Source organism: Rhizorhabdus wittichii (assembly GCF_017607425.1).
Classification (GTDB): Bacteria; Pseudomonadota; Alphaproteobacteria; order Sphingomonadales; family Sphingomonadaceae; genus Rhizorhabdus; species Rhizorhabdus wittichii.
In genome coordinates this window covers 1738222-1760059 of sequence record NZ_CP059319.1, presented here as the reverse complement: position 1 = coordinate 1760059, position 21838 = coordinate 1738222, and the positions used below count along the sequence as shown (strand labels likewise).

The following is a 21838-nucleotide window of genomic DNA, read 5'->3' as shown; positions in this document are numbered from 1 at the left end:
GTCGAGCGCCGCGCCCGGCGCCTCTTGCGCCGACCGCCGTCGAGGCTATCACTGTCGGCAACGGCCGGGTTCGGCTGCTTGGAGACTAGGATCTGATGAAGAAGCTGCTTCCCGTCGCTGCGATCGGCCTGGCGCTGGCGCTCACCGCCTGCGGCAAGAAGGACGCGGACAACGCCGCGACCAACACCGTCGCCCCGGCGGCGCCGAGCGCGCCCTATACCGGCAAGGACTGGACCGCGACGCTGGTCAAGACGCCCGAGGGCGGCTTCCGCATGGGCAATCCGGACGCGCCGGTGAAGCTGGTCGAATATGCCTCGATCACTTGCCCGCACTGTCGCGACTTCAGCAAGGTCGGCGGCGATCCGCTGCGCCAGACCTATGTCCGCACCGGCAAGGTCAGCTGGGAATATCGCAACTTCGTGCTCAACCCGCTCGACGTCGCCGCGACGCTGGTCGCGCGCTGCCAGGGCGCCGAGACCTTCTTCCCGTTCATCGACCAGCTCTATGCCACCCAGACCGAATGGGTCGGCAAGTTCAACTCGGTCGACGAAGCGACGCTGCGTTCGGTCGGCGGGCTGCCGCAGCAGGAGCAGTTCACCAAGCTGATCGAGCTGTCGGGGCTGGGCGACTTCTTCAAGGAGCGCGGTGTTCCGGCCGATCGCATCCAGGCCTGCCTGTCCGACAAGGCCGCGCTCGCCGAACTGCTCAAGATCCGCGACCATGGCGCCAACGAGGACAAGGTCGACGGCACCCCCAATTTCCTGATCAACGGCGAGCGCCAGGAAGGCGTCTACGACTGGCCGGGCCTCGAGGCCAAGCTGCGCGAGCGCGTTCGCTGACATGACGCGCGGAAGCGCATCGGTGGAGACGGATTGAACCGCCGATGCGCTTCCGCAAGCTCCGCCTGTCCGGTTTCAAGAGCTTCGTCGAGCCGGCCGAGCTGATCATCGAACGCGGGCTGACCGGCATCGTCGGCCCCAATGGCTGCGGCAAGTCCAACCTGCTCGAGGCGATTCGCTGGGTGATGGGCGAATCGAGCGCCAAGTCGATGCGCGGCGGCGGCATGGAGGACGTGATCTTCGCCGGCACCACGACCCGGCCGGCGCGCGACTTCGCCGAGGTCACCCTGTTCACCGAGCGGCCCGAGGCGGAGGCCGACGAGGACCGCGAGGTCGAGGTCACCCGCCGGATCGAGCGCGGCGCCGGTTCGGCCTATCGCATGAACGGGCGCGACGTGCGCCAGAAGGACGTCGGCCTGCTGTTCGCCGACGCCGCGACCGGCGCGCATTCGCCGGCGCTGGTCAGCCAGGGGCGGATCGCGGCGGTGATCGCCGCCAAGCCGGCCGAGCGGCGCCAGATGCTGGAGGAGGCGGCGGGCATCGCCGGCCTCCACGTCCGCCGCAAGGATGCCGAGCAGAAGCTGCGCGCGACCGAGACCAACCTGGCGCGGCTCGACGACCTGATCGCCGACATGGAGAACCGTACCGCCTCGCTCAGGCGGCAGGCGCGCGCGGCCGAGCGCTACAAGGCGCTGAGCGAGCAGATCAGGCTCGCCGAGGCACGGCTGATCTATTCGCGCTGGCGCGACGCGGCCGCGGCGGCCGAGGCGGCGCGCAAGGAGGCGACCTCCGCTGAGGCGGCCGTCGCCCAGGCGACCGAGGCGCAGCGGACGATCGCCGAGAAGCAGGCCGAGGCGGCGCGCAAGGTCGGCGACGCGCGGCAGGCGGCGCAGACGGCGCGGGAGCGATCGACCGGGCTCGCCCATCGCCTAGCGACCTTGACCGGCGAGCTGGAGAGCGTCCGCCGCCGGATATCCGACATCGCCCAGTCGCGCGACACGCTGAGCCGCGACCGGGCGCGCGAGGACCGGCTGGCGATCGACGCGGCGGCGGCGCTGTCGGCGCTGGCCGAGGAGGAGAAGGAGCTCGCCCGCCGGATCGAGGAGGCGACGGTCCGCCAGTCGGCGATCGACGGGCAGGTCCGCGACGCCGAGGCCGAGGCGCGCGAGGCCGAACTGGCGGTCGCCAAGGCGCAGGCCGCCCATGCCGCCGAGCAGGCCGACATGCGCGTCGCCCAGGCCAATGTCGCCGCCGCCCGCCAGCGGCTCGACCGTGCCCAGGCCGAGATGCAGCGTATCGTCCGCGAACTGGCGGCGCTGGGCGACGAGGCGCCGCTCATCGCCCGCCGCACCGCCGCCGTCGCGGCGCGCGAACTGGCCGAGCGCGCCATCGCCGACGCGATGGCCGCGATCGGCGCGGGCGAGGAGGCGCGCGCCGCCGCCGCCCAGCGCCGCGACGAGGCTGAGGCGGCGAGCGGCGCGGCGCGCGCGGCGCTGGCCGCGCTCGAATCGGAGGCGCGGTCGCTGGAGAAGGCGGCGAGCGCGGCGGGGAAGGGCGATCGCGCGATCGACCAGGTCCGCGCCGCGTCGGGTTATGAACGCGCGCTGGCGGCGGCGCTCGGCGACGATCTCGACGCCGCGGTGGGCGGCGAGGGGCCGCTGCGCTGGTCGGGCACCGCGCCCGGCGACGATCCCGCGCTGCCCAAGGGGACCGAGCGGCTGGCCGACCATGTCCATGCGCCGGCCGAATTGGCGCGGCGGCTGGCGCAGGTCGCGGTGGTCGACGACGACGACGGATCGATCGCGCTCGCGGCCGGGCAGCGGCTCGTCACCCGCGACGGGCGGATGCGGCGCTGGGACGGCTTCTTCGCGGCCGAAGTCGGCGCGGCGGCGGCCGAGCGGCTGGTCCGGGCCAACCGGCTCGCCGAGCTTCAGGCGGCGCTGCCAGGCGCGCGGGCCGAGCTGGAGGCGGCGCAGGCGGCGCTCGCCGAGGCCAATGGCGCGACCCAGGCCGCCAAGGTCGCGATCGACGCGGCGCGCGCCGAGCTGGGGCGTGCCGAGGGAACGCAGCGCAACGCGATCCGCGACGAGGACCAGGCCACCACCGCGATCGAGCGGCTCGCCGCCCAGCAGGCGGCGATGGCCGAGCGGCAGGCGCGCGCCAAGGCCGAGTCCGACGAGGCGGGGGCGCTGGTCGAGACGCAGATGGCGGCGATGCTCGCCTTGCCCGACGGCGAGGCGACCCGCGCCGAGGTCGAGCGGCTGCGGCAGCTGAGCGAGACGGTGCGCGCGCGGCTGTTCGAGGCGCGCGGCATGGCGATGACGCTGGCGCAGGCGGCCTCGGCCGACGCGCAGCGCCAGCAGGCGGCGCGGGGCGAGGCGAAGAGCTGGAAGACGCGCGCCGGCGACGCCGCCAACCGCATCGCCGAGATGGACGCGCGTGCTGCCGCGATCGAGACCGAGAGCAAGGCGCTCGAAGGGCGGCCCGAGGAACTGGAGGCGCTGATCGCCTCGGTCGGCGCCGACAGCCGCGCGGCCGAGCAGCAGGCCGAGACCGCGCGCGAGGCCGAGCGCGTGGCGGAGAACGAGCTGCGCGCGATCGAGGCCGGCGCCGCCCAGGCGGGCGAGGCGCTGGCGGCGGCGCGCGAGGCGCGGGCGGGCGCGCAGGCGCGGCTGGAGAATCAGGAGCAGCGCCGGGTCGAGATGGGCCGTATCTCGGGCGAGCGCTTCGAATGCCCCGCGCCGGTGCTGCCGCAGAAGGTCGGCTTCGTCTCCGATGAGGTCGGCGAGGCGGGCGCGGAATCGGCGCGGCTCGAACGGCTGACCGCCGATCGCGAGCGGCTCGGACCGGTCAACCTCGTCGCCGAGATCGAACTGGCCGAGATCGAGGGCCAGCATGCGACCAGCATCACCGAGCGCGACGAGCTGTACGAGGCGATCAACCGGCTGCGCGGCTCGATCGGCAGCCTGAACCGCGAGGGGCGGGCGCGGCTGCTGGCGGCGTTCGAGGCGGTCAACGGCCATTTCCGGCGGCTGTTCACGACATTGTTCGGCGGCGGCGAGGCGCATCTGGCGCTGATCGACAGCGACGATCCGCTGGAGGCGGGGCTGGAGATCATGGCCCAGCCGCCCGGCAAGAACCTCAGCTCGCTCACCCTGCTGTCGGGCGGGGAGCAGGCGCTGACCGCGGTCGCGCTGATCTTCGGCCTGTTCCTCACCAACCCGGCGCCGATCTGCGTGCTCGACGAGGTCGACGCGCCGCTCGACGACGCCAATATCGAGCGCTTCTGCGACCTGCTCGTGGCGATGACGCGGGAGACCGAGACCCGCTACCTGATCGTCACCCACAATGCGGTGACGATGAGCCGTATGCACCGGCTGTTCGGCGTGACGATGGTCGAACGCGGGGTCAGCCGGCTGGTGTCGGTCGACTTGAGCGGCGCGGAGCAACTGCTCGCCGCCGAGTGAGACCTGTGGTGGAAAGGGCCTTGTCGTCATTCCGGACTTGATCCGGGATCCGGAAACGCAACGTTCCGGTTCCATCCCGACGGAGCGGCAATGGATCCTGACTTTCGTCAGGATGACGGACTCTTCGCCGCGCCTGCGCAGGAATGACGGTGAAGGCCGATAGTTTCGCCTCCGCGGCTTTTTCCGCGACCGCTGCGCTGGTAGAAATAGCTGAGCGGGCGGGTTTCGGTGCAAATGAAACGGGTCTTGTCGGCGATCCTGTTGATGGCGGCTGCGGTGGCAGCGGCGGAGCCCCCCAAGGGCCCGGCCAAGGTCACGCCGCGCTTCGATGCCGAGGTGGCGGCGCTGGCCGCCCGGCCCTTGCCGGTCGACGGCGTCTCGACCCTGTTCCTCGGCAGCTCCAGCATCCGGCTGTGGGACGTGGGGATGAGCTTCCCGACGCTGCACGCGCTCAATCGCGGCTTCGGCGGCGCCACCACGGCCGACGTCCTCCACCATTACAACCGCGTGGTCGCCGGGCTGCAGCCGGCGACGGTAGTCGTCTATGTCGGGGAGAACGACATCGCCGCCGGCGCGACCGCCGAGGCGGCGACGACCGACGTGCTGACCCTGCTCGCGCGGCTGCGCACCGACATGCCGCGCGCGCGGATCGCCTATCTGTCGATGAAGCCGACCCCGCTGCGCTGGGACCTCTATGCGCGGATGATGGCGGCCAACGCCGCGATCAAGGCGCAGGCGGCGACGATCGGCTTCGACTTCATCGATGTCGGCGGCGCGCTGCTCGACGAGGCGGGCAAGCCCGACGCCCGATATTTCGGGGTCGACGGCCTGCACCTCAACGAGCGGGGCTATGAGCGCTGGACGTCGATTGTCGAGCGTTACCTGAAGCCCAGGGCGCCGATCGGCGCGGCGCTGCCGGCCAAGGCTTCGTGACCGGATAGGGGAAACCCGGCGGCGGGGTGACCGCCACCGGGTTGCTCGCAACGAACTGACCTGTGTCTTAGTTCAGCTTGCCGCTGAACGAGACGCCGATGATGCGCGGCTCGTTGTAGACGGCGGCCATGTAGTTCTCGATCACGCCCTTGAGGTTCTTCTCATTGGTGATGTTGCGCGCGAACAGCGCGATCTCATACTGGCCGTCATTGCCGGTGTAGCCGAGCTTCAGCCCGCCTTCGAAGTTGCCCTTCGAGGTGAACTCCTTCGTCTTGTAGAGGACGAAGTTGGTGTAGCCCTGCAGGTTCCAGTCGGTCGAGACGAACAGCTTGCCGCTGTCGGTCACCGGGATGTCGTAGCGGGCGGCGAGGTTCAGGTTGTACTTCGGCGCGTTCGGCAGCGGCTGGCCGTCGATCTGCGCGAAGGTGTTGGCGCCGACCTTGATCGTCGGATTCTCGACCGTGCAGACCACGACGCCGTTGAGCGCGCAGACCTGCGCATAGACGCGCTTGTCCTTGATCTCGCTGTGCAGCAGGCTGACGCCGGCCGAGATGGCGAGGTTGCGGACCGGACGGAACTCGGCGTCGGCCTCGAAGCCATAGGCCTCCGCCTTGTCGGCGTTGAACAGCACGCCGTTGCCGTTCGAGTCGTTGCCGTTGAGCTGGATGTCCTTGACCGTATAGTAGAAGGCGGTCGCGTTCAGGCGCAGCTTGTTGTCGAACAGGCTGCTCTTGAAGCCGGCTTCCCAGGACAGGATCTTCTCCGAATCCGCGGTGGTGAAGTCGGCGTTGAACACCGCCGAGCGGCCCTGGATGGTCGGGCCGCGGAAGCCGCGGGCGACGCGGGCATAGACGCTCAGGTCGGGATTGACCTGGTAGAGCGCGCTCAGGTCCCAGCTCGGCGTCGAGTCCGACAGGCGGACGTAGCGGCGGCCGGTATAGGTGACCGCGCCGGCCGCGGTGTCGGCGGTCTTCACCAGCCGGGTCTTCTTGGTGTCCTTGGTCTGGCGCGCGCCGGCGGTCAGGGTCAGCTCGGGCGTGACCTGATAGCTGGCCTGGCCGAACAGCGCCCAGGAGGTGTTGACGTTGTGCAGCCGCACCCAGTTGTTCGGGTTGCGGGCGGCGCCCTGGAGGAAATAGGCGCGCTGGTAGAAGTCGGTGTTGTCGCGGCTGTCGAAGTAGAAGCCGCCGACCTGCCACTTGAACGCGCCGTTGCCGGTGCTGGCGAGGCGAAGCTCCTGGGTATATTGGTCGAGGTCGCGGACCTGGCCCATCGACTGGCCGAAGCCGACGCCGCCATAATTGGCCGCCGCGCCGCCGTCGGTGTCGCCGCGGCTGTAGCCCGAGGTGGTCTCATAGCCGGTGATCGAGGTCAGCGACACGCCGCCCAGGTCGAGCGTCGCCTTCACCGACGCGCCATAGGTCTTGTAGGCCTGCGGATTGTCCTGCGCCTCGTCATAGGCGACCTGGTCGCGCGGCACGTCGACCTTGTTCGAACCCTTGGTGATCGCGTTGCGCAGGAAGAGCGTCGAGGTGCCGTCATAGTCGCGCAGATGGCCCGAGGCGAGGATCGAGAAGGTCTCGGTCGGGGTCAGCAGCACCTGGGCGCGGAAGTTGCGGTCGTTGAAGCCGCCCATCGCGTTCTTCTTCGGGGTGACGGTGCCGTCGGCGCTCGGGCCGGCATAGACATTGTCGACCCAGTCGTCGCGGTGCTGGTACAGGCCCGACAGGCGGACGGCGACCTTGTCCTCGACGATCGGGCCGCCGACGCCGGCGTCGACCGTGATCGTGTTGTAGCTGCCATAGCTGGCCGAGGCGCGCGCCTCGAACGTGTCGGACGGCTTGATGCTGTCGAACTTGATGATGCCGGCGGTGGTGTTGCGGCCGAACAGCGAACCTTGCGGGCCGCGCAGCACCTCGACCTGCTGGGTGTCGTAGACCGGGTTCGACTTGAGCACGACATGCTCGAGGACGATGTCGTCCTGGATGATCGAGACCGGCTGCGACGCGCCGAGGTAGAAGTCGATATTGCCGAGGCCGCGGATGTAGAAGCGCGGGAAGATGCGGCCCGTGGTGGTCTCCGCATAGAGGCTGGGCACGCGGCCGGAGAGGGCGAGCAGCGTGTCGTCGCCGCCGCTGGTATAGGCGCGGATATTGTCGCCGTTGACGACGCCGACCGAGACGGGGACGCGCTGCAGATTCTCCTCGCGGCGCTCCGCGGTGACGATGATCTCGTCGAGGCCTTCGCCCGACGAGGCTTCGTCGGCGGGCGCGGCCTGGGCGAAGGACGGCGCGGCGGCCAGGGCGGCGAAGGCGACGCCGAACATCAGCGCGGCGCGCCGGACAGTGGAGACGGTCATGGATTTCCCTTGCGAGACGGGCGAGCGAAACCGCCGCCTGCACGCGAGCGCAGGCGCCGCCATCGCTGGCCGCTTGTGGTTATTTGGCAGTCTTTATGGAGTTTTCTGAGACCACGGCCCGGTTAGGCGGCGAATATGTCGCAATCGTGACAATGTTGTCAGTAACGCCGCCGATCTGTTGCGGTGCGGCATTTCTGCAACAGGTCAGAGGATCTCGCGAACCTTCTCCGGCGGGCGGCCGAGGCGCACGCCCTTCGGCGTCTCGACCAGCGGGCGTTCGATCAGGATCGGGTCGGCGGCCATCGCGTCGAGGATCGCGTCCTCGCTCGCGCCCTTCAGCAGCTTGGCGCCGTCCTCGGCCTTGCGGAGGCCCTCGGCGGCGGTCATGCCCGCCTTGCGGTACATCTCGGCGATCCGCGCGCGGCTCGGCGGGGTCTTGAGATAGTCGACCACCTCGACCTCGATGCCCGGCGCGGCTTCGAGGATCGCCAGCGTCTCGCGCGACTTGGAGCAGCGCGGATTGTGCCAGATGACTGCCTTCATGCTTGTTCTCCGGGTGACGTGTGGCTGGGCGATCAGGCCTGGTCCAGCCCCGCCAGCCATTGCTCAAGCCACTTGATCGTATAGTCGCCCTTCTGGAAATCGGGGGAGTCGAGCAGCGCCTGGTGGAGCGGTATCGTCGTCTTGACGCCCTCGACCACGAACTCCTCCAGCGCGCGGCGGAGGCGGCGGAGGCAGCCTTCGCGGTCGCGCCCGTAGACGATCAGCTTGGCGATCATCGAATCATAATAAGGCGGGATGCGATAGCCGGCGTAGATGCCGCTATCGACGCGGACGTGCATGCCGCCCGGCGCATGGAACGCCTTCACCGTGCCGGGGCTCGGCATGAAGGTCTTCCAGTCCTCGGCGTTGATCCGGCATTCGATCGCGTGGCCGCGGAATTCGAGGTCCTCCTGCGCGACCGACAGCGGCTTGCCCTCGGCGACGCGGATCTGCTCGCGGACGAGGTCGAGGCCGGTGATCGCCTCGGTCACCGGATGCTCCACCTGCAGGCGGGTGTTCATCTCGATGAAGTAGAACTCGCCATTCTCGTAGAGGAACTCGATCGTGCCGGCGCCGCGATAGCCCATGTCGGCCATGGCGCGGGCGACGATCGTGCCCATCTCGGCGCGCTGGGCATGGCTGATGACGGGGGAGGGAGCCTCCTCCAGCACCTTCTGGTGGCGGCGCTGCAGCGAGCAGTCGCGCTCGCCGACATGGATGGCGTTGCCGTTGCCGTCGCCGAACACCTGGAACTCGATGTGGCGCGGATCGGCGAGATATTTCTCCATATAGACGGTGCCGTCGCCGAACGCGGCCTTCGCCTCCGAGCTCGCCTGCGCCATCAGCGTCTCGAGCTGGGTCTCCTCGGGCACGACCTTCATGCCGCGCCCGCCGCCGCCCGACGCGGCCTTGATCAGCACCGGATAGCCGATCTGCGCGGCGACCGCCTTCGCTTCCTCGATCGAGGTGAGCGGGCCGGGCGAGCCGGGGACGAGCGGCAGGCCGAGCTTGGCGGCGGTCGCCTTCGCTTCGATCTTGTCGCCCATCGTGCGGATATGCTCGGGCTTCGGGCCGATCCAGATCAGGTTGTGCGATTCGACGATCTCGGCGAACAGCGCGTTTTCCGAGAGGAAGCCGTAGCCGGGATGGATCGCGTCCGCGCCCGAGATCTCGGCCGCGGCGATGATGCTGGGGATGTTCAGGTAGCTCTCGGCCGCCGGCGGCGGGCCGATGCACACCGACTGATCGGCCAGGCGGACGTGCATCGCGTCGGCGTCGGCGGTCGAATGGACCGCGACGGTCTGGATGCCCATCTCATGGCAGGCGCGGTGGATGCGGAGCGCGATCTCACCGCGATTGGCGATCAGGACCTTGCTTATCGCCACGCCGGCTTACTCGACGACCGCGAGCGGCTGGTCATATTCCACCGGCTGGCCGTTCTCGACCAGCAGCGCCTTGACCGTGCCTGCGCGCGGGGCGGCGATGGCGTTCATCACCTTCATCGCCTCGACGATCAGCAGCGTCTGGCCGGCGGCGACCTTGTCGCCCGGCGCGACGAACGACTTGCCGCCCGGCTCGGGCGACAGATAGGCGGTGCCCACCATCGGCGACTTGACCGCGCCGGGATGGTCGGCCGGCGCTTCGGCGGCGGGCGCCGCGGCCGGAGCGGCGGCGGCCGGGGCGGCGACGGGCGCGGGCATCGCGATCGGCGCGGCGCCGACCGTCACGTTGCGCGCGACCTTGATCCGGCGCTCGCCGTCCTGGACCTCGATCTCGGTAAGGTTGGTGTCGTCCAGCAGCTGGGCAAGCTGGCGCACCAGTTCTGGGTCGACCTGCATTGCTTTCCCCTGCGTTTGATCGGCCATCGGTTGCTCTTCTATGGTTTCAAAGAATGTCGTGTGGCGCCCGCCATTGTCAGATGCGGGCGGCGGCGTCCAGCGCAAGCATGTAGGATTGCGCGCCGAACCCCATGATCGAACCCTTCGCCGCCTGCCCGACATAGCTGACGTGGCGGAAGGCCTCGCGGGCATGCGGATTGGACAGATGCACCTCGATCACCGGGATCGAGACCCCCTTGATCGCGTCGTGGAGCGCGATCGAGGTGTGGGTATAGGCGCCGGGATTGATGATGACCGCCTTGGCGCCGGAGGCATTCGCCTCCTGGACCCAGTCGACGAGGTGCCCTTCGTGGTTCGACTGGCGCATGTCGATCTCGAACCCCAGTTCGAGCGCGCGATCCTCCAGCATGCCGGCGATGTCGTCGAGCGTCGTCGTCCCGTATATCTCCGGCTCGCGGGTGCCGAGCATGTTGAGGTTCGGGCCGTTGAGGACGAAGATGACCGGGCGATCCGCCACGCGGCAAGCCTTTCCGTTGCGATGGTGCGACCCGCACCCCTATATGGCCCCCCGACGCAAAGCGAAAGCGCATACGGCGCCACCCATTGGAGATCCCATGACCAATCCCGACGGCACGATCCAGGTCCGCATCAACGGCGAGCACCGCCGGGTCAGGGCAGGGCTGACGATCGCCGACCTCGCGCTGGAACTGGGGCTGGAGCCGACCAAGGTCGCGGTCGAGCGCAATCTGGAGGTTGTGCCCCGCTCGACCTTGGGGCAGGTGCTGCTCGACGATGGCGACGAGCTGGAAATCGTCCATTTTGTTGGTGGTGGAGATCATGGCGTGACGCTTGACGACGATAGCTGGACGGTGGCGGGGCGGACCTTCCGGTCGCGGCTGATCGTCGGCACCGGCAAGTACAAGGACTTCGCCCAGAACGCCGCCGCGGTCGAGGCGTCGGGGGCGGAGATCGTCACCGTCGCGGTCCGTCGCGTCAACGTCGCCGATCCCAAGGCGCCGATGCTGACCGACTATATCGACCCGAAGAAGATCACCTATTTGCCCAACACCGCCGGCTGCTACACCGGCGAGGAGGCGATCCGCACGCTGCGCCTGGCGCGCGAGGCGGGCGGCTGGGACCTCGTCAAGCTCGAGGTGCTGGGCGAGGCGAAGACGCTCTATCCCGACATGGTCGAGACGCTGCGGGCGACCGAGGTGCTGGCCAAGGAAGGCTTCAAGCCGATGGTCTATTGCGTCGACGATCCGATCGCCGCCAAGCGGCTGGAGGATGCCGGCGCGGTCGCGATCATGCCGCTCGGCGCGCCGATCGGCTCGGGCCTCGGCATCCAGAACCGGGTGACGATCCGCCTGATCGTCGAGGGCACCAGCCTGCCGGTGCTGGTCGACGCCGGGGTCGGCACCGCGTCGGAGGCCTCGTCGGCGATGGAGCTGGGCTGCGCGGGCGTGCTGATGAACACCGCCATCGCCGAGGCGAAGAACCCGGTGATGATGGCGCGCGCGATGAAGCTGGCGGTCGAGAGCGGCCGCCTCGCCTATCGCGCCGGCCGCATGGGCCGCCGCATGTACGCCGATCCGTCGAGCCCGCTGGCCGGGCTGATCTGATCACGCCGCCAGCACGTCGCGGATGTTGCAGATGATCGGGGCGATGCCGGGTTCCTTCTTGGCCCGGTACATCAGCCGGTCGGCCGCTTCGAGGACGTCGTCGAGGCTGGCGAACTGCTGCGCGTCGATCATCACCGCGCCGGTGCTGATGCCGATCTTCCACGGCCGCTCCCGGCACAGCTTGCGCACCGCGCTGCGGAACTCGCCGATCAGGCCCAGCGCCGTCGCATGGTCGGTGTCGGGCATCAGGATCACGAACTCGTCGCCGGCGATGCGGCAGATCGAATCGCGGTCGCGCAGCACCCGTTCGAGGCTGCTCGCGACGTCGCTCAGGCAACGGTCGCCCTCGGCATGGCCGAAGCGGTCGTTGACCGCCTTGAACCCGTCGAGGTCGAGATAGGCGATCACGCTCTCGCGTGGCATCCCGCCGAAGAAGCTGCCGAAATGCTCGGCCAGCCAGCGCCGGTTGGGCAGGCCGGTCAGCGGATCGTGCAGCGCGCGTTCCTCGGCCATCTTGCGGCGGGTGATGTCCTCGACCACCGCGACGAAGAAGTCGGGATGGCCGACGCCGTTGCGGACCAGCGAGACGGTCAGGTTGACCCAGACGATCTGCCGGTCGGCGCGGACATAGCGTTTCTCCATGACGTAGGAGACGATGTCCCCCGCCACGAGCTGGTGGACATTGTCGAGATCGCTGTCGAGGTCGGCGCTGTGGGTGATCTGCTGGAAGCCGCCCTGCATCAGCGCCTCGCGCGAATGGCCCGCGATCGTGCAGAAGCGGTCGTTGACCAGCAGGAAGCGGCCGTCCGGCGCGACATGGGCGATGCCGACTGCGGCCTGGTCGAACGTCGCCTTGAAGCGCGTCGCCATCCGGTCGAGCTCGCTGTGCGCGTCGCGGCGGTCCATCCGGGCGAGGCCGGTGGTGATCAGCCCGGCGAGAAGCTGGGCGATCAGCATGTCCTGTTCGTCGAAGATTCTTGCGCGCGGCCCGTAGAGCTTGAGCACGCCGACCACCGCGCCTTCATGGACGACCGGCGCCAGCAGGATCGAGCCGATGCCGAGCGCGCGGCAGCTTTCGGCGTCGACCAGCGGATCGTCCTGCGTATCGGGGCAATGATGGACCCGGCGCGACAGCACGCATTGCTCGAACAGGGTGCCGCTGAAACGCTCGCGCGCGCCGACGAACGGGGCGGCCATGCCGCTGGCGGCGCGGAATTCGCCTTCGTTCCGGTCGCGCATCTCGACGAGCGCGCCGGCGGCGTGGGGGATGGTCCGCAGGGCGCCCACGACGATCAGGTCCATCACCTGGTCGATGTCGCCCGGCGTGGCGGCGATCGCCGATTGCACGGCGAGCAGTTCCTTGGACCAGTCCCTATGGGAAGAAAGTTGCGCCATGCGACGAGCAACTCCAACTAGCTGATCTTCCCCCCTCGCATCGATTATTGGCACAAATGCGCCGGATGAAAAGAGATTTTCCTGTCACCGAACGCGTCGTTCGCTTAATGTTCCGTCTCGCCATGGTGGCGTGTCCAAGGAGATAGGCCGTGCCCAGGATCGACATCGACGCCGTGCCCGTCAGCAGCGGCTGCAGCTATCCGCATCCCTTCAAGGACATCTGCCTGGGCGCCACCTGGCGCAAGCTGGGCGATGCGGCGGGGCTCGGCGATTTCGGAGTCAACCTCGTCCGCCTGCCGCCGGGCCGATGGTCGAGCCAGCGCCACTGGCACAGCGTCGAGGACGAGTTCGTCATGATGCTGGAGGGCGAGGTCGTGGCGGTCGAGGACGATGGCGACCATGTCCTGCGCGCCGGCGACTGCATCGGCTGGAAGGCGGGCATGGCCAATGGCCATTGCCTGCAGAACCGGAGCGATCGCGACGCCGTCTATCTGGAGATCGGATCGCGGCGGCCGTTGACCGACGCCTGCCACTATCCCGACATCGACATGGACGCACGGCCGGGCGAGTCCTTCTACCGCCATCTCGACGGGACGCCCTATCCGAAGGAATGAGGTGAAGACTGCCCCCGGCAGTCTTCAGTCATGTCCGGGGGACATGACGGCCTGATCACTTTCGAGACGGGCCTTCGCCAAGGCTCAGTCCCTCCTCAGGATGTGCGGTAGGAAGTGTCTATTCGGCGGCGACGGCCAGGTCCTCGCTGCGGCCCTCGACGATCACCGCCAGATGCTCGACCCGCGGCGGGTTCTGGAAATAGGACCCGCACAGCCGGCGCCATTCGAGGAAGGCGTCCGAATTGCGGAATTCGATCATGTGATCCTCGATCGTCTCCCACTCGACGAACATCCGGTAGCGGCTCGGCTGTTCCATCGACCGGTGGAGGCGGAAGGCGATGCAGCCCTTCGAGCCGAGGAACAGGTCCCTGGCGAGCACCGCCGCCTGCTCGAACGCCTGTTCGCAGCCCGGCTTGATGTCGATTTCCGCCAATTCCTTGATCATCGCGGCCTCCTGTCCCTTCGTGATTGGGCAAAGTTCGCCGCAGGTCAACGCCCCGCCGCCGCCGATCGCGCCGCGCGGGCGATTATTGGCGCCGGGCTGTGGCAATAATGGCGCGATTCCGGGCCATATCGCTGCAATGCAACATGAAATTCCCGTCTTGGCGGTTGACGCGGGCGGGATGGCGGACCTAGCTGCCCGCGATCTTCGGGGAGGTGCGGATGTTCGGGATGGTCGGCCGGGGGAGGGCGCGGCCCGCGCGGCGCTTCGCGACGGCGGCGATGCTCGCGACGCTGGCCGGATGCGCCGGCCGCGGTCCGCCGGCCTCGATCCCGGCTCCGCCCGCAAGTCCTCCGCCGGGCATGCAATATCTCTACGGATCGGCCGAGGCGGCGGCGCTCGACGTCCAGGCGTTCGGCGCGCTGACCGTCTTCGTCGAGCGGCAGGCGGAGCGGCGCGCCTCGGTGGTGCTGGCGGCCGATGCTTCGCCCGACCGTCCCGCCTTCACCGCCTGCGGCGACCGGCCGCCGGCGGTGGTGTTCGACATGGACGAGACGCTGGTCCTCAACCTCGGTTACGAGATGCTCGAAGCGCGTGGCGGCAAGGGTTTCGACGCCGATCGCTGGTCGCGCTGGGAGCAAGCCGACGGCGCCGCGCTGGCGCCGCTGCCGGGCGCGGTCGAGGCGGTCGCGGCGCTGCGCCGGCGCGGGGTGACGCCGATCGTCAACACCAACCGCGCCGCGGCCAGCGCCGCCGCCGCCGAGGCCGCGCTCGCCAGGGTCGGGCTGGGCGCGTTCCGCCATGGCGAGACGCTGTTCCTGGCGGGCGACGTCGATGGGCAGCGCGGCAAGGACGGCCGACGGCAGGAGATCGCCCGCCGCTTCTGCGTGATCGCGATGGTCGGCGATCAGCTCGGCGACTTCAGCGACGGCTTCCGCGGCGATCCCGCTGCGCGCCGGGCGCTGGCGACCGCGCCGGCGATCGCGCGGCTGTGGGGACAGGGCTGGTTCATGCTGCCCAACCCGGTCTACGGATCGGGGCTGGCGGGGGACTGGGACGCGGTCTTCCCGGCCGACAAGCGCTGGACCGATCCCGTTGAAGGGCAAGGGAAATGATGCCGGAAGGGAGCGGCGGCGGCGGTCCTTCGCCGCATCGCGCATTTTCGCCGCGCCGGGCTCTTCCGGTGTCGCGCCGGATGGTGCATGGCGCGGGGCGAGCGGCGGTCGGCGGCTCGGGCGATCCTCGTCCGAACTGCTATGGCTGCCGTCCCTCCTGTCTGCTGGTCCGATCCCTGCCGTGAATCCTGATCCCGCTCCGAAGCCGGCCCCGAAACCTGCCGCGACGCCCGATCGCGGCCCCCCGCGCGAGCCCCATGTCCCCACCGTCGTCCAGATCGAGCATGGCCTCGTCATCGCCGGGGTGGTGCTGGTCGCGGTCCTGATCGCCTTCATCGCGGCGGGAGGCTTCTACCTGCGCCGCGTCGCGCAGGACGTGCCGAAACCGGGGGCGGAGCGCCTGTCGGTCGACCTCAGCCGGATCGGCATCAGCAAGGCGGGGCCGCGCCGGATCGACTATGCGCGGCTCGATCGGCGGATGCGGCTGCTCGCCGAGAAGAAGTCGGTGGTCGGCGTCGCGATCGTCACCATCGAGAATGGCGAGATCAGCTTCGCCAAGGGCTATGGCGTGACCACCGACGGGGCCGAGGGCAAGCCGGTCGACGCGCATACCGTGTTCCGCTGGGCGTCGGTGTCGAAGGGCGTCGCCGCGACCCTGCTCGCCAAGATGGCCGAGGAGAAGAAGCTGTCGCTGCGCGATCCGGTGTCGCGCTGGGCGCCGTCGCTCAAGCTGCCCGAGAATGCGCAGGACGTCGCGACGATCGACAACCTCCTGTCGCAGAGCCTGGGCATCTGGAAGAACGCCTATGACCGCGACCTGGAGGACGGCCACGATCCCAAGGAGATCCGCAGCCGGCTCAACCAGATCCCGCTGCTCTGCCCGCCGGGCAAATGCTACAGCTACCAGAACATCGCCTATGACGCGGCGAGCGAGGCGGCCGAGCATGCCGGCCACAAGAGCTATGCCGCGCTGGTCCAGCAGGAGCTGTTCGGGCCGCTCGGCATGCAGTCGGCGACGACCACCCGCGAAGGCCTCGAATCCTCGCCGAGCTGGGCGCGTCCGCACACCGGCCGCCGTGAGCTCAAGGTCGCCGATGCCTATTACCGGACGCCGGCGGCGGGCGGGGTCAATTCGTCGATCATCGACCTCGGCATCTGGATGCGCGCGCAGATGGGTGGCGCCCCGCGCGTCCTGTCGAAGCGCGTCCTGCGCGAGATCCACAGCCCGCGCATCCGCACCTTCTCGATCCACCGCCAGCGCGAGCTGGACCAGTCGCTCAAGGAAGCGTCCTACGGGCTCGGCTGGCGGATATGGCATTATCAGGGGCGCCAGGTGATCGGCCATCGCGGCGCGGTCGACGGCTATCGCTCGCTGATCCTGTTCGATCCGCTGCTCAAGGCCGGGGTGGGCATGCTCTGGAACTCGACCGCGGTCGAGCCGACCGGCATGCAGCTCGAAGTGATGGACATGCTCTACAACCTGCCGTTCAAGGACTGGATGGAACTGGACAAATAGGGACTTCATCGTCGTCATTCCGGCGAAAGCCGGAATCCCGGTGCCTTCGGGCCGGTGGCGGCAGGAAGAGAAGGGAGATCCCGGCTTTCGCCGGGATGACGCGGGAAGGGGATAGCCCAGCTTCTACCCTTCCTTTTCACTCTGCTTTGACTTTGGCCGTACGTTGGGTAGAGCGACGGCCATGTCCAGCAAGCCCCGCACCCTCTACGAGAAGATCTGGGACGCGCATGTCGTCGAGCGTCGCGACGACGGCACCTGCCTGATCTACATCGACCGCCACCTCGTCCACGAGGTCACCAGCCCGCAGGCCTTCGAGGCGCTGCGCGTCGCCGGCCGCAAGCTGCGGCGGCCCGATCTCACCCTCGCGGTGCCGGACCATAATCTTCCCACCACCGCGCGGCTCGACGCGGAGGGCAGGCGCGTGCCCATCGCCGATGTGGAATCGGCGAGCCAGCTCTCCACGCTCGAGCGCAACGCGCCCGAGTTCGGCGTCCGCTACATCGATGCGGTCGCGCCCGAGCAGGGCATCGTCCATGTCGTCGGGCCCGAGCAGGGCTTCTCGCAGCCGGGCACGACGATCGTCTGCGGCGACAGCCACACCGCCGCGCATGGCGGCCTCGGCGCGCTCGCTTTCGGCATCGGCACGTCGGAGATCGAGCATGTCATGGCGACGCAGACGCTGCTGCTCGCCCCGTCGAAGACGATGGAGGTGCGCGTCGAAGGCGCGCTCGGCGCCGGCGTCAGCCCGAAGGACGTGATTCTCCACGTCATCGGCGTGATCGGCGCGGCCGGCGGCACCGGCTACGTCATCGAATATACCGGCAACGTCTTCCGCGAGATGTCGATCGAGGGGCGGCTGACCGTCTGCAACATGTCGATCGAGGGCGGCGCCCGCGCCGGCCTGATCGCGCCCGACGAGACGACCTTCGCCTATATGCGCGGCCGGCCCATGGCGCCCGCGGGCGCCGACTGGGACAAGGCGGTCGCCTGGTGGCGGACGCTGCCGACCGATCCGGGCGCGGCCTATGACAAGGTCGTGGTCATCGACGCGGCCGACATCGCGCCCTGCCTGACCTGGGGCACCAGCCCCGAGGACGTCGTGCCGATCACCGGCGTCGTCCCCGATCCGATGAGCTTCGCCGATCCGTCGAAGCAGGTCGCCGCGCAGAAGTCGCTCGACTATATGGGCCTGACGCCGGGCACCCGGATGCGGGACGTGCCGGTCGAGAACATCTTCATCGGCAGCTGCACCAACAGCCGCATCGAGGACCTGCGCGCCGCCGCCGCCGTGGTGAAGGGGCGCAAGGTCGCCGCCAATGTCCGCCAGGCGCTGATCGTGCCGGGTTCGGGCCTGGTCAAGCGGCAGGCGGAAGAGGAAGGGCTCGACCGCATCTTCGTCGAGGCGGGTTTCGAATGGCGCGAGCCGGGCTGCTCGATGTGCCTGGCGATGAACCCGGACAAGGTGCCGGCGGGCGAGCGCTGCGCCTCCACCTCGAACCGCAACTTCGTCGGCCGGCAGGGGCCGGGCGCGCGGACCCACCTCGTCTCGCCCGCCATGGCGGCGGCGGCGGCGGTGACCGGGCACCTGACCGACGTCCGCGAGCTGGAGCCGGCGGCATGAGGCGGCTGATCGCCATCGCGGCGGCGCTGCTGGCGTCGGCGGCGGCGCAGGCCGCGCCGGTGCCGGGCACGGTCGACAAGCTGTGGCGGCTCGACTGCGGCCGCTTCCACCTCAACCAGCCCAACCTCTTCTCGGACACCCAGGCCTATACCGGCCAGACCCGCGACCTGGTCGGCAGCTGCTACCTGATCAAGGACGGCGACGCCTATATGCTGTGGGACACCGGCGTGCCGGCGGCCCTGCTCGGCGCCAAGCCCGATCCGACCCAGCCGATCGACGCCCGGCTCGACCGGACGATCGTCGACCAGCTCGCCCAGATCGGCGTCAAGCCAGAGCAGATCGGCCTGATCGGCATCAGCCATTATCATTTCGACCACACCGGACAGGCGGCGGACTTCCCCAAGGCGAAGCTCGTCATCGGCGCCGGCGACCTGAAGGCCGCGCGCGCCGACAAGGACGGCATCGGCAAGCCGATCGCGCCCTGGCTCGCCGACGGCGCCAAGGTCGAGGCGGTCGAGGGCGACAAGGACCTGTTCGGCGACGGCAGCGTGGTGATGATCAACTTCACCGGCCACACGCCGGGCCATCACGGCCTGCTGGTGCGGCTGCCCCGCACGGGCGTCGTGCTGCTGTCGGGCGACGTCGCCCATTTCCACGAGAATCTCGACAGCGACGGGGTGCCGACCTTCAACACCGACCGCGCCGATTCGCTGGCGTCGATGGACCGTTTCCGCAAGCTGGGCGCCTCGCTCAAGGCGGTGTCGATCATCCAGCATGATCCGCGCGACGTCGCCAAGCTGCCCGCTTTCCCGCAAGGAGCCGATTGATGAAGCCGATCCGCGAGGTCGAGGGCCGCGCCCTTCCGCTGGGCCTGAAGAACGTTGACACCGACGTCATCATCCCGGCGCAGTATCTCAAGACGATCACCCGCAAGGGGCTGGGCCGCGGCGCCTTCGAGACGATCCGCGCGCAGCCGGGCAACGTCTTCGACGATCCCGAGTACAAGGGCGCCAACATCCTGATCGCGGGCGATAATTTCGGCTGCGGGTCGAGCCGCGAGCACGCCGCCTGGGCGCTGGGCGACCTCGGCATCGACGCGGTGATCGCGCCGAGCTTCTCCGACATCTTCTCGGGCAACGCCTTCAAGAACGGCATATTGACCGTGGTGCTGCCGCAGGAAGCGGTGGACCGGCTGCTCGAGGTCGCCAGGACCCACCCGATCGGCATCGATCTGGAGAACCAGACGGTCACCACGCCGTTCCAGGACCGCTTCCGCTTCGAGATCGATCCGTTCCGCAAGCATTGCCTGCTCAACGGCCTCGACGAGGTGGGGATGACGCTGGCGCAGGACGCGGCGATCTCGACCTTCGAAGGCAGGATGGCGGCGGACCGGCCCTGGCTGTGACCGGAGGCTCCGGCCGGAGCCTCTTTTGCGAGTCTGTGCTGTTGCGCGCATGCCACGCCATGCCTATCTGAATATCCATCCACGGTGAGCAGGGAACAAGATGACGACCTTCGATGATCGCGAGCAGGCTTTCGAGAACAAGTTCGCCCATGATCAGGAGATGGCCTTCCGCATCACCGCGCGGCGCAACCGGCTGCTCGGTCACTGGGCGGCGGGGCTGATGAAGCTCACCTCCGAGGAAACCGACAGCTATGCCAAGTCGGTGGTGCAGGCCGATTTCGAGGAAGCCGGCGACGAGGACGTGATCCGCAAGCTGCTGGGCGACCTGACCTCGGCGGGCGTCGACATCGACGATGCGCGCATCCGCACCGCGCTCGACGCCAAGACGGTCGAGGCGCGCCGCCAGCTGATGGAAGGCAAGTAATCCATGCCGATGGCCGCCGACGAGATCGAGGCGATGATCAAGGCCGCGCTGCCCGATGCGCGGGTCGAGATCACCGATCTCGCCGGCGACGGCGACCATTATGCCGCGCGCGTGGTGAGCGAGAGCTTCCGCGGACTCAACCGGGTCAAGCAGCAGCGGCTGGTCTATGATGCCCTGGGCGGGCGGATGGGCGGGGTGCTCCACGCGCTCCAGCTGTCCACCGCGACGCCCGATTGAGGAGCGAACAATGAGTGACGACGTCCAGGCGCGCATCGCGACGGCGGTCAATTCCGCCGATGTGCTGCTGTTCATGAAGGGCACGCCGCTCTTCCCGCAGTGCGGCTTCTCCAGCCGCGCGATCGCGATCCTCGATCATCTCGGCGTCGAATATGCCACCGTCGACGTGCTCCAGGACCCGGCGATCCGCACGGGGATCAAGGAGTTTTCGGACTGGCCGACGATTCCGCAGCTCTACGTGAAGGGCGAGTTCGTCGGCGGATCGGACATCATGATGGAGATGTACGAGGCCGGTGAACTGCTCGACCTGCTCGACCAGAACGGCATCGCCCACGCCTGACCGCCTGCGATGCGCCGCCTGCCGGCCTTCGCCATGGCGCTGAGCATCGCCGCGTCCGTGGCCGCCCAGCCGGTGATCATCGCCCATCGCGGCGCGTCGGGCGAGCGGCCCGAGCACACGCTCGCCGCCTATGCCCGCGCGATCGAGCAGGGCGCCGATTTCATCGAGCCCGATCTGGTGATGACGAAGGACGACGTCCTGGTCATCCGCCACGAGAACGACATCAGCGACACGACCGACGTGGCCGACCGGCCCGAGTTCGCCGGCCGGCGCGCCCGCAAGACGATCGACGGGCGGGCGGTGACGGGCTGGTTCACCGAGGACTTCACCCTCGCCGAGCTCAAGACCCTCCATGCGCGTGAGCGGCTGCCGAAGCTGCGGCCGGCCAATCTGGGCTGGCGGGACGAGCGGATCGCGACCTTCGACGAGGCGCTCGCGCTGGTGCGGTCGAGCCCGCGCAAGGTCGGCATCTATCCCGAGACCAAGCATCCGACCTATTTCGCCGCGATCGGCAAGCCGATGGAGAAGGCGCTGGTCGACGCGCTGGCGCGGGCCGGCTTCAGCAGGGCCGACGATCCGGTGTTCATCCAGTCGTTCGAGGTGTCGAACCTGAAGGCGCTGCGCGCGATGACGAAATTGCGCCTCGTCCAGCTCATCGAGGACGAGGCGCCGCCCTATGACCAGGTCGCGGCGGGGACCGGCCTGGCCGTCACCGACATGATCAGCCCCAAGGGCCTCAAGGCGATCGCGGCCTATGCCGACGCGATCGGGCCGTACAAGCTGCTGATCGAGCCGCGCGACGCCGCCGGCCGCGCGCAGCCGCCGACCACGCTGGTCCGCGACGCGCATGCGGCCGGGCTGCTCGTCCATCCCTGGACCTTCCGCAGCGAGAATGTCTTCCTGGCCGCCGGCGACCGCATCGGCGCGGACGAGGCGGCCAAGGGCGATGCGGCCGCCGAATATGCCCGTTTCCTGGGCTATGGCGTCGACGGCCTGTTCAGCGACTTCCCCGGCGAGGCGGTCGCGGCGCGCGGGACGTTCCTGGCGAAGACGGCCGAATAGGCGGGCCGCGAACCACTCGACGGGGCAAGGGCGGAACAATCCCTTCACATTGGGCCCCACCGATGC

21 protein-coding genes are annotated in these 21838 nt (G+C 69.1%); 14 read left to right on the top strand and 7 right to left on the bottom strand.

Translation table 11 applies throughout. The features are described from left to right. The first annotated feature begins 95 nt into the window (after nt 1-95). The 3 genes from HRJ34_RS08310 to HRJ34_RS08300 all read left to right on the top strand — a co-directional run bounded on the left by HRJ34_RS08310 (nt 96) and on the right by HRJ34_RS08300 (nt 5239). Nucleotides 96-839, top strand: a complete 744-nt coding sequence (locus HRJ34_RS08310; RefSeq protein WP_012050866.1) for a thioredoxin domain-containing protein — start codon at nt 96-98, stop codon at nt 837-839. Between the two features lie 44 nt (nt 840-883). Next, nucleotides 884-4306: a chromosome segregation SMC family protein gene (locus tag HRJ34_RS08305; RefSeq protein ID WP_208633834.1), complete on the top strand. Its 3423-nt coding sequence runs from the start codon at nt 884-886 to the stop codon at nt 4304-4306. Nucleotides 4307-4540: 234 nt separating this feature from the next. After that, complete coding sequence (locus HRJ34_RS08300) at nt 4541-5239, top strand: GDSL-type esterase/lipase family protein (RefSeq protein WP_012050868.1); 699 nt, start codon at nt 4541-4543, stop codon at nt 5237-5239. A gap of 67 nt (nt 5240-5306) precedes the next feature. On the opposite strand, the gene HRJ34_RS08295 is transcribed toward HRJ34_RS08300, so the two are convergent. From HRJ34_RS08295 to aroQ, 5 genes are all read right to left on the bottom strand, one after another. Beyond that, nucleotides 5307-7598, bottom strand: a complete 2292-nt coding sequence (locus HRJ34_RS08295) for a TonB-dependent receptor (protein WP_208633833.1) — start codon at nt 7596-7598, stop codon at nt 5307-5309. A 204-nt stretch (nt 7599-7802) separates the two neighbouring features. Then, nucleotides 7803-8141 carry an arsenate reductase (glutaredoxin) gene (gene arsC / locus HRJ34_RS08290; protein WP_208633832.1) on the bottom strand — a complete coding sequence of 113 codons (339 nt, stop codon included), beginning with the start codon at nt 8139-8141 and terminating at the stop codon, nt 7803-7805. A 32-nt stretch (nt 8142-8173) separates the two neighbouring features. Beyond that, nucleotides 8174-9526: an acetyl-CoA carboxylase biotin carboxylase subunit gene (gene accC, locus HRJ34_RS08285; protein ID WP_012050871.1), complete on the bottom strand. Its 1353-nt coding sequence runs from the start codon at nt 9524-9526 to the stop codon at nt 8174-8176. A 6-nt stretch (nt 9527-9532) separates the two neighbouring features. Then, nucleotides 9533-9979: an acetyl-CoA carboxylase biotin carboxyl carrier protein gene (gene accB, locus HRJ34_RS08280; RefSeq protein WP_012050872.1), complete on the bottom strand. Its 447-nt coding sequence runs from the start codon at nt 9977-9979 to the stop codon at nt 9533-9535. Between the two features lie 76 nt (nt 9980-10055). After that, nucleotides 10056-10496: a type II 3-dehydroquinate dehydratase gene (aroQ, locus tag HRJ34_RS08275; protein WP_208633831.1), complete on the bottom strand. Its 441-nt coding sequence runs from the start codon at nt 10494-10496 to the stop codon at nt 10056-10058. Between the two features lie 97 nt (nt 10497-10593). On the opposite strand from aroQ, the gene thiS reads away from it, so the two are divergent. After that, on the top strand, nt 10594-11601 hold the full coding sequence (gene thiS, locus HRJ34_RS08270) for a sulfur carrier protein ThiS (RefSeq protein WP_081876384.1): 1008 nt from the start codon (nt 10594-10596) through the stop codon (nt 11599-11601). Here thiS and HRJ34_RS08265 read toward each other — a convergent pair whose 3' ends face one another. Next, nucleotides 11602-12996 (bottom strand): sensor domain-containing diguanylate cyclase, encoded by a 1395-nt coding sequence (locus HRJ34_RS08265; protein ID WP_012050875.1) that lies wholly within the window; start codon nt 12994-12996, stop codon nt 11602-11604. A 149-nt stretch (nt 12997-13145) separates the two neighbouring features. Between HRJ34_RS08265 and HRJ34_RS08260 the strand changes: the two genes are divergently transcribed. Continuing rightward, complete coding sequence (locus tag HRJ34_RS08260; protein ID WP_208633830.1) at nt 13146-13610, top strand: cupin domain-containing protein; 465 nt, start codon at nt 13146-13148, stop codon at nt 13608-13610. A gap of 118 nt (nt 13611-13728) precedes the next feature. Here HRJ34_RS08260 and HRJ34_RS08255 read toward each other — a convergent pair whose 3' ends face one another. Next, entirely contained in the window at nt 13729-14055 is a 327-nt protein-coding gene (locus HRJ34_RS08255) for an antibiotic biosynthesis monooxygenase family protein (protein ID WP_012050877.1), read from the bottom strand. Between the two features lie 218 nt (nt 14056-14273). On the opposite strand from HRJ34_RS08255, the gene HRJ34_RS08250 reads away from it, so the two are divergent. The 9 genes from HRJ34_RS08250 (at nt 14274) to HRJ34_RS08210 (ending at nt 21772) form a co-directional block, all read left to right on the top strand. After that, nucleotides 14274-15167, top strand: a complete 894-nt coding sequence (locus tag HRJ34_RS08250) for a 5'-nucleotidase, lipoprotein e(P4) family (RefSeq protein ID WP_208633829.1) — start codon at nt 14274-14276, stop codon at nt 15165-15167. A 181-nt stretch (nt 15168-15348) separates the two neighbouring features. Continuing rightward, nucleotides 15349-16683, top strand: coding sequence for a serine hydrolase domain-containing protein (locus tag HRJ34_RS08245; RefSeq protein WP_012050879.1), 1335 nt, complete (start codon nt 15349-15351; stop codon nt 16681-16683). Nucleotides 16684-16864: 181 nt separating this feature from the next. Beyond that, nucleotides 16865-18304 (top strand): 3-isopropylmalate dehydratase large subunit, encoded by a 1440-nt coding sequence (gene leuC, locus HRJ34_RS08240; protein ID WP_208633828.1) that lies wholly within the window; start codon nt 16865-16867, stop codon nt 18302-18304. Next, a complete protein-coding gene (locus tag HRJ34_RS08235; RefSeq protein ID WP_208633827.1) occupies nt 18301-19131 on the top strand; it encodes an N-acyl homoserine lactonase family protein in 831 nt (276 codons plus the stop codon). The genes leuC and HRJ34_RS08235 overlap by 4 nt, the downstream gene beginning before the upstream one ends. Then, nucleotides 19131-19709, top strand: coding sequence for a 3-isopropylmalate dehydratase small subunit (leuD, locus tag HRJ34_RS08230; RefSeq protein ID WP_012050882.1), 579 nt, complete (start codon nt 19131-19133; stop codon nt 19707-19709). Before HRJ34_RS08235 ends, leuD begins: the two co-directional genes overlap by 1 nt. Before the next feature lie 100 nt (nt 19710-19809). Beyond that, nucleotides 19810-20133, top strand: coding sequence for a DUF1476 domain-containing protein (locus HRJ34_RS08225; RefSeq protein WP_012050883.1), 324 nt, complete (start codon nt 19810-19812; stop codon nt 20131-20133). A 3-nt stretch (nt 20134-20136) separates the two neighbouring features. Beyond that, nucleotides 20137-20370, top strand: coding sequence for a BolA family protein (locus HRJ34_RS08220; RefSeq protein ID WP_012050884.1), 234 nt, complete (start codon nt 20137-20139; stop codon nt 20368-20370). Nucleotides 20371-20380: 10 nt separating this feature from the next. Continuing rightward, nucleotides 20381-20710 carry a Grx4 family monothiol glutaredoxin gene (gene grxD, locus HRJ34_RS08215; protein WP_016747782.1) on the top strand — a complete coding sequence of 110 codons (330 nt, stop codon included), beginning with the start codon at nt 20381-20383 and terminating at the stop codon, nt 20708-20710. A gap of 9 nt (nt 20711-20719) precedes the next feature. Beyond that, the gene (locus HRJ34_RS08210; protein WP_208633826.1) at nt 20720-21772 is read left to right on the top strand and encodes a glycerophosphodiester phosphodiesterase; all 1053 of its coding nucleotides are present in this window, start codon (nt 20720-20722) and stop codon (nt 21770-21772) included. Nucleotides 21773-21838: the final 66 nt, after the last annotated feature.